The sequence below is a fragment of the Chryseobacterium sp. Leaf394 genome (assembly GCF_001424105.1).
Classification (GTDB): domain Bacteria; phylum Bacteroidota; class Bacteroidia; order Flavobacteriales; family Weeksellaceae; genus Chryseobacterium.
Genome location: NZ_LMQH01000011.1, coordinates 1225425 through 1232251, shown reverse-complemented (window position 1 = coordinate 1232251; position 6827 = coordinate 1225425). Strand labels below are relative to the sequence as shown.

Sequence of the window (6827 nt, the reverse complement as noted above, 5' to 3'; positions counted from 1 at the left end):
TTTTTTTCATCTGAAGTAAAATGGTCGCTCCAGTATTTCGAGGTTTCTGTGTAATATTCGTGTGAACTCTCGAGGAAATATCCTGAAATAGATGAGTATGAACCCTGGTTGGTATAATTTCCGGAATAGTCTTTGTCCAAACGGATGGTTTCAGTCTCCAGCTTTTCGTTGGAATAGATATTCAGCTGGTAGAGGCCTCTTGCAAGCTGCTCAGAAATACTCTCATAATTTCCTGCAACCAATTTCCCGTCGCCATCGAAGAGCTCGAGAAATACAAACTCGCTCAGCGGACCTTCTGCCGTGAAGCTGAACTGGTATATGGGCGTTTCCTTAGAATTCATAATGCACTTCGTTTTGAGTTCCGTCTATTCTTATCGAGCGGGCAAGATCAGCTTCGCCTTTATTATAAATGGCATACGAACTTTTCTTCACAGCAACTGTCCAGCTGCCGTTTTCAGTATTGTCTTCTTTAATAATATTTAAATCTGAATCTTCTAAAATGACAGTTCTGTTATTTCCTTTAAAAGAAATCTTCAACGCAATTTCCTGAGGTTTAAAACCATCAATAATGGTCACTTCATTTCCGCCACTCTCCGAATGAAACCTCGGAATCTGAATTTTCTGCACCGATCTTGCGAGCTCCGGAAGATTGAGTTTAAGGTAATTGGTAAGTGATGTTGTGGTGACTTTACCATTTTCTGCGGCAGCACCTTTTAGTCCGTTCATCAGAGAAGTTGTGAATAATCCCTGAGTTCTGTTGTTATCCAGGAGACTTCCGTTTCCCGGCTGAATGACAGCTTCGAAAGCTTTATTGTCAAATTCAGTTGCCGAAAATACGTAAGAAACACATTCTGCCGTTCCCGCTGCCGGTTTTATATTGGCAAAAAGTGGCTGAGCACCGTTCACGCCTACCATTCTGTTTCTGCAACAGTCTAAAAAGAAAAATACTTCTTTAAAATAGCCACACTGAATAAGTGTTTTTAAATATCCTGAGGACGAAAGCGCATAGTTTCGCAGTATATCCGTCCATGGCGGTAAGACCAGAGCCGTTTCGTTCCAGTCGATTCCCAAGCCGTGACCGGAGAAATAAAAATAGAGCCTCCTACCCTCTTTTCCTCCGGATCTGAAACCTTCTAAAATCTGGGCAAAGGCAGTATCAATTCCATCCTGAATGGGCGTTAAAGGATCTTCTTTAGATAAAATTAAATGACAGTTTTCCGATGGCAAACTTCCTTCAGATTCATTGGTCAGCCAATCGTAAAACTTTTGTGCGTCATCGTCAGGACCCTGCAGTTTCGTAAGCCCTTTATAGTGACTCACACCGATTACAACGGCAAAATCGTTATTATTTTCATGCATAAATTAATGATTGATAATGTGGACCATGCTGTCCAAAGTCGTTTCTTTGTCATCATCGAAACCGCCGTGGGAAAGTGAACCGGTTTTGAAACCACCCAAAGCAGTATCATCAGATTTCGAGTAGACAATCTTTCCTTCATCAGCCAAAAAAGTTTTAATTCTGGTAAACATATCACCAATGTACGGTTTGTTTCCCGTGATGTGTCGCTGCAGGCCTAAAATATGGGCATCTCTTTCTTCCTCCAATATTCCTGAAATAAGATACAGCAATGATCTCGGATAAAGATGTTTGACCAATTGATCCTGCTTTTCGAGCTCATCTTTCATTGTAAAGATTCTGAATGATGAAAAACGTTCAGGCGAACTCAGAATTGCTTCATCAAATAAATCACATCGGCAGGCCGGCGCAAAGAACATAATGTTTCTGAATTTCAGATCACTTTTGTCAGCTTTAAGTTTTTTAAACAGTTCACAAATCACAATCGAACCTGCTGAATGTCCTACGAGATCTATGGTTAAAGGCTTTCCGGTTTCTTTCTGGTATTCTTCCAACTTTTTTATCACATAAGATCCAACATGCCAGTTCTGGTAATCTCCCATAAAATCTGAAGGTTTCCACATCGCGGCAGCTTTCTTTTTCATGCTTCCCCACAGCCAGTTTCCGATGTTGGAAACGTAAATTTCACGCAGAATTTCTTCAATGACCGTTGGGTAAAAATCGTGATCTGTTTTTTGGATGTGTCTCTTGATGACATTGTATGTAATTTTCACGGAAGCTGCAATCAGTTTTGCGGAACTGATGATTCCCTTTCCATCGGCAACTTCGGCACCGGTATATTCCGGATTAATGAGTCCTGATTCTTCTTCAGACTTTTCTTCTGCTGCAACTCTTTTGAACTCTTCATCGCTTTCAATTTCCTCTTCCAGTTCAGCTTCAATTTCAGGAAGTATTCTTGCTTTCAGTTCCGCATCAGAACTGACGGTTTCGGCATCGATTACAGAGGCAGATTTAGACTGAACATTAACCTGATAATTTCCGAAAGGTTCTTCTTTGTTTAATTCAGAATTAATCTCAGATTCCTTCATGGTTTCCACACCTTTGGAGTTTCCGATATTGTCAACCGCTTCAATTCCAAGTTTTTTTCCGGCCACTTTAATGACTTTCACCATTAATTTTTTGAAAAACTCAGACTTTCCTGCAATATCAAGATTGTGAGCTACCGTTTTAGACAGACCTGTTTCCCAGATAAAGCAAATGGGATGTGCGTCTGTATCTTTATTAACATATCTCACAATGCGTTTGGCGGTATCCATACCGTCATTGGCAGGAACGAGACCTCCATGGAAGTAGAAAACAATTTTTGTCTGATTTTTATCTTTCAGCTCTTTGAAAAGCTGGTCAATCTCCTGTGGAGTGCTGTTGAATAAAGGATCATTTCCTGCAAGAAAAGTTCCGTCTTTTCCCACATTTACGTAGTTGTTGCGGCTTAGCGCAGTGTCTTGAATTCTCATGATTTAGTTTTGTTTTTATATACTCTAAGATAAAAATTTTTAAGCTTAGATTTTAAACAAATTTTAAAAATCATTAGAAACAGTGATGAGATTTGGATTTGAACACAGAGAACACTAAGTTTTTAATACGCTAACTGTCTCTTAAGCTCAAAAAGCCGTAATCTTAAAGATGCCTTTGAAGCGTGTAAACATTTCCAGAATTTACACTTTAATGAAAATAATGCATTAATTCACTCATTCATTGTCTATGTAATCTTAAAAAAAGGCACAAAAAAACCGGTTAAGAAAACCGGTCAAAAAATTCTGATTATTTTTTAGATTCTTCTACAGAAACTTTTCTGAAGTCTTTGAAAAGTTTGCTCAATTCCAAAGCTGATTTACGGGCTCTTGTTCCTGCTGCTTTGTTACCTTTCTCAGCTTGTTGGTTTGCTTCTGTTGTAAACGCTTCAAATTCTGCGTTGATTTTTTCAATAAGTTCTTTCATGTCTAATAAATTTAGGTTGCAAATATATGGTTTCAGACAATATTAGCATAACATCATTACCAAAATTTAACACAAAAATGTACATTTTATGGGCATTGAGGTTGGTTTTTGCTGTTTTTGAGATTTTAAAAGTCAAAAATTCTCTGAAAAAAGTGGGTGAAATCAGAAATCATATTTAGTTTTTATCAGCATATAAGCAGAAAAATTTCTTCTCTTTTATCGAAATATCACAAGGCAAAGACAAAATAATTATCTGGAATTTCTTTCTTTGGAATATTTGGATTAATTTTAATCATCACAGTATTTTTTATTTTAAAAAAACATTAGAAATTTAATGTAAAACCTTACTGGCAGACGCTTCAACCCACTTTAACACAGATTAAAACCTAAATATGAAAATAAACATTTCACTACTTCTCACGATTTTGCTCCTTACGGCGTGCAATTCAAAAACAGAAGAAAAAAAGAGTCAGACTTCAGATCAGAAAGAATCTGTCGCTGATACTTTAAATACATCATCAAAACCCTTAACAGATCAACAGAAAAAAAACGTTGTAGACTTTATTCCTGCCGGATATGCTCTCTATAAGGAAGAAGGCATGGAGGATATAAAAGGACACCTCAACAAAGATGGCCTTCAGGATGTTGTTCTTGTAATCAAGGGAACAAATCCAGCTAAGTTTGTGGACGACGAATACCGTGGAAGATTAGACAGAAACCGCCGTGGAATCATTGTTTTGCTCAACAAAGGAAGTCACTACGAAGTGGCATCTAAAAACTACAACTGCTTTTCCTCTGAAAATGAGGATGGTGGTGTCTACTATGCTCCTGAGCTCGGACTTTCTATTGAAAAGGGAAATCTCATAGTGAGTTATGGTCACGGACGATACGGCCACTGGAGCTACACTTTCAGATCTCAGGATGGTGATCTAGCCCTGATAGGCTACGATGCAAGTTATAATCGAGGTCCCGTGCCGCAGACAGAAACCAGCATTAATTTTTTGACGAGAAAGAAACTTACACGCGACAATCTCAATAAGGATGACGATGGCGAAAGCTATGTAGAGAATTTTGAAGATTCCTGGGAAACTGTAGAGGTTTCTACACTCTTAAAACTATCTGAAATAAAGGATTTTGACGAACTTAGATTTTAGAAAAAATAAAAGCCCTCTGCATCTGCTTTTCAACAGACAAAGGGCTTTGTATAATTAATGTATGACTAATACTGATTCTCAGAAATAGTTTAGATGGCTATGCTGTAGCTTCTTTATCAGTAAACAAATGAAAATTTTCCTTTCTGTCAATCAACTGAAGCGGATACATTTCAGGATTGTATTCTCCATTTAAAACTTCATTCAAAGCATGTCTTTTAGATTCGCCAAAAGTAACCAGCAGAATATTTTCAGCTCTGTTGATAATGGGCGCCGTCAAAGTAATCCTGTACATTTCCTGAGGTTTCAGATAATAAGCATCGACCCATTTTTCAGTTTCATTTAAAATTTTTTCGCCTGGAAACAACGAAGCAGTATGACCGTCATCGCCCATTCCTAAAAGAATAAAATCGAAAATACCTTCTTCGCCCAGAACATTTCTGATTGACTGTTCATATTCTTCAGCATACACTTCAGGCTCAATTCCGTCTCTGTACATCGGGAAAATCTGATCTTTATTCACAGGAACCTGATCCAGAAGTGTGTCATTTGTCATTTTTGCATTGCTCTTCCCGTCGTTCAAAGGAACCCAACGTTCATCAACCCAGAAAAACCATACTTTATTCCATTCAATTTTATCGGTGTATTCCTGAGTTGCCAACAATTTGAAAATAGCTTTTGGAGAAGAACCTCCACTCAGTGCAACTGTAAAACGGTCGTGTTTTCCGATTGATTTTTTTGACAAATCAACAAAACTGTCCGCTGCCTTTTTATATAATGTATCTAAATCTTCAAATACGGTAATATTCATTTTCTTCTTATTTAAATTTAAATCATCCTAAACCCAGCTGTGTCCCTGTCTTTCAACCAAAGCAAAACTTTCTTCCGGTCCCCAGCTGCCTGCTTCATAATCAGGAAATGATGAATCTCTTCTGCCTTCCCAGGTATCCTGAATTGTTTTGACCACATCCCAGGCTTCTTCCACCTGATCTGAACGCATAAACAGAGTAAGATCGCCCATCAAAGCATCCAGTAATAAAGTTTCGTACGCTTCAGGTGTATCTTCCTGACAGGCAAAATTATCGAAAATCATTTCCACAGGCTTTAAAACCAAAGAAAGTCCGGGCTGTTTTGCCATAAACTGTAATCTGATATCCATCAAAGGCTGAATATTGATGATCAGTCGGTTGGCAGACAATTGCTGTGAAGTTTCTGAAAAAGTTGACGTTGGAAGCGGTTTAAACTGAATCGTAATGTAAGAATGTTTTTCCTTCATCTTTTTTCCTGTGCGGACGTAGAACGGAACATCCTGCCATCTTTCGTTATCCAGATAAAATTTTACGGCTACAAAAGTTTCTGTATTTGATTCAGGAGCGATTCCTTCTTCCTGACGGTAACCTTTGGCTTTGGCACCGTTGATAGTTCCTTTTCCATATTGACCTCGTACTGCGTAATGATCAACCTTGTCGGAAGAAATTCTGCGGATGGATTTCAGGACATCTACTTTTCGGTCTCTGATTTCACCCGATTCAAGCGATGCCGGCGGTTCCATGGCAACCATACAGAGGATTTGAAGCAAATGATTCTGAATCATGTCGCGGAGCGCTCCGGTTTCTTCGTAAAAACTTCCTCTTGTTTCTACACCGACTTCTTCAGCTACTGTAATCTGAACCGATTCAATATGTTTACAGTCCCACAAAGGTTCGAAAATAGAATTTCCAAATCTGAATGCCAGTATATTCTGTACCGTTTCTTTACCTAAATAATGGTCAATACGGTAAATCTGCTCTTCTTCAAAAGTCTCAGCCAGTAAATTGTTGAGTTCTATAGCCGACTCTTTATCGTGACCGAAAGGTTTTTCAATGATAATTCTGTCTCTCTCAGGATCAGATGCTAACGAAGCATTTTTGATATGATTTGAAATGGTAGAAACGAAATTCGGTCCGATGGATAAGTAAAACAATCTGTTTCCTCTTTTTCCGTAGACCTTATCGAATTTCTCTAATTTTTCATATAAATCTTTGTAGGAATTTTCTTCATCCAGCTGATGCTGAAAATAGGTAATGTGCGCCTGAAAGCCTGCCCAGTCTTCTGAACTGATTTTTTTTCTTGAGAACTGTTCGAGATTTTCTCTGATGTAATTTTTAAAATATTCATCGCTGTTATCTGCCCGTCCCAATGCCAGAATGTTGAAGCCCTTCGGCATTCTGCCACTGATGTAAAGATTGTAAAATGCCGGAAACAGTTTTCTTTTGGCTAAATCTCCCGTGGAACCAAAGATAATAATGGTCGTTGGCTGAAGGATTTTATTATCACTCATT

7 protein-coding genes are annotated in these 6827 nt (G+C 38.3%); 1 reads left to right on the top strand and 6 read right to left on the bottom strand.

Features of this window, described 5'->3' with window-relative positions:
* The 4 genes from ASG21_RS20335 to ASG21_RS10090 all read right to left on the bottom strand — a co-directional run.
* Positions 1-341: hypothetical protein (locus ASG21_RS20335; RefSeq protein WP_185113724.1), on the bottom strand; the 341-nt coding region annotated here is incomplete at its 3' end.
* A complete protein-coding gene (locus ASG21_RS10100) occupies positions 331-1359 on the bottom strand; it encodes a caspase family protein (protein ID WP_056079159.1) in 1029 nt (342 codons plus the stop codon). The genes ASG21_RS10100 and ASG21_RS20335, both read right to left, overlap by 11 nt.
* A gap of 3 nt (positions 1360-1362) precedes the next feature.
* On the bottom strand, positions 1363-2871 hold the full coding sequence (locus ASG21_RS10095) for an alpha/beta hydrolase (protein ID WP_056079156.1): 1509 nt from the start codon (positions 2869-2871) through the stop codon (positions 1363-1365).
* Positions 2872-3178: 307 nt separating this feature from the next.
* The gene (locus ASG21_RS10090) at positions 3179-3355 is read right to left on the bottom strand and encodes a histone H1 (protein ID WP_034684091.1); all 177 of its coding nucleotides are present in this window, start codon (positions 3353-3355) and stop codon (positions 3179-3181) included.
* A 392-nt stretch (positions 3356-3747) separates the two neighbouring features.
* On the opposite strand from ASG21_RS10090, the gene ASG21_RS10085 reads away from it, so the two are divergent.
* Positions 3748-4509, top strand: coding sequence for a hypothetical protein (locus ASG21_RS10085; RefSeq protein ID WP_056079153.1), 762 nt, complete (start codon positions 3748-3750; stop codon positions 4507-4509).
* Positions 4510-4606: 97 nt separating this feature from the next.
* On the opposite strand, the gene pgl is transcribed toward ASG21_RS10085, so the two are convergent.
* Together pgl and zwf are read right to left on the bottom strand one after the other, a co-directional pair.
* On the bottom strand, positions 4607-5317 hold the full coding sequence (pgl, locus tag ASG21_RS10080; protein ID WP_056079151.1) for a 6-phosphogluconolactonase: 711 nt from the start codon (positions 5315-5317) through the stop codon (positions 4607-4609).
* Positions 5318-5344: 27 nt separating this feature from the next.
* Positions 5345-6826 (bottom strand): glucose-6-phosphate dehydrogenase, encoded by a 1482-nt coding sequence (gene zwf, locus ASG21_RS10075; RefSeq protein WP_056079149.1) that lies wholly within the window; start codon positions 6824-6826, stop codon positions 5345-5347.
* Position 6827 lies beyond the last annotated feature (1 nt).

Coding starts and splice junctions, on each gene's coding strand:
- ASG21_RS10100 (WP_056079159.1), bottom strand. CDS start 1,359: ATGCATGAAAATAATAACGATTTTGCCGTTGTAATCGGTGTGAGTCAC.
- ASG21_RS10095 (WP_056079156.1), bottom strand. CDS start 2,871: ATGAGAATTCAAGACACTGCGCTAAGCCGCAACAACTACGTAAATGTG.
- ASG21_RS10090 (WP_034684091.1), bottom strand. CDS start 3,355: ATGAAAGAACTTATTGAAAAAATCAACGCAGAATTTGAAGCGTTTACA.
- ASG21_RS10085 (WP_056079153.1), top strand. CDS start 3,748: ATGAAAATAAACATTTCACTACTTCTCACGATTTTGCTCCTTACGGCG.
- pgl (WP_056079151.1), bottom strand. CDS start 5,317: ATGAATATTACCGTATTTGAAGATTTAGATACATTATATAAAAAGGCA.
- zwf (WP_056079149.1), bottom strand. CDS start 6,826: ATGAGTGATAATAAAATCCTTCAGCCAACGACCATTATTATCTTTGGT.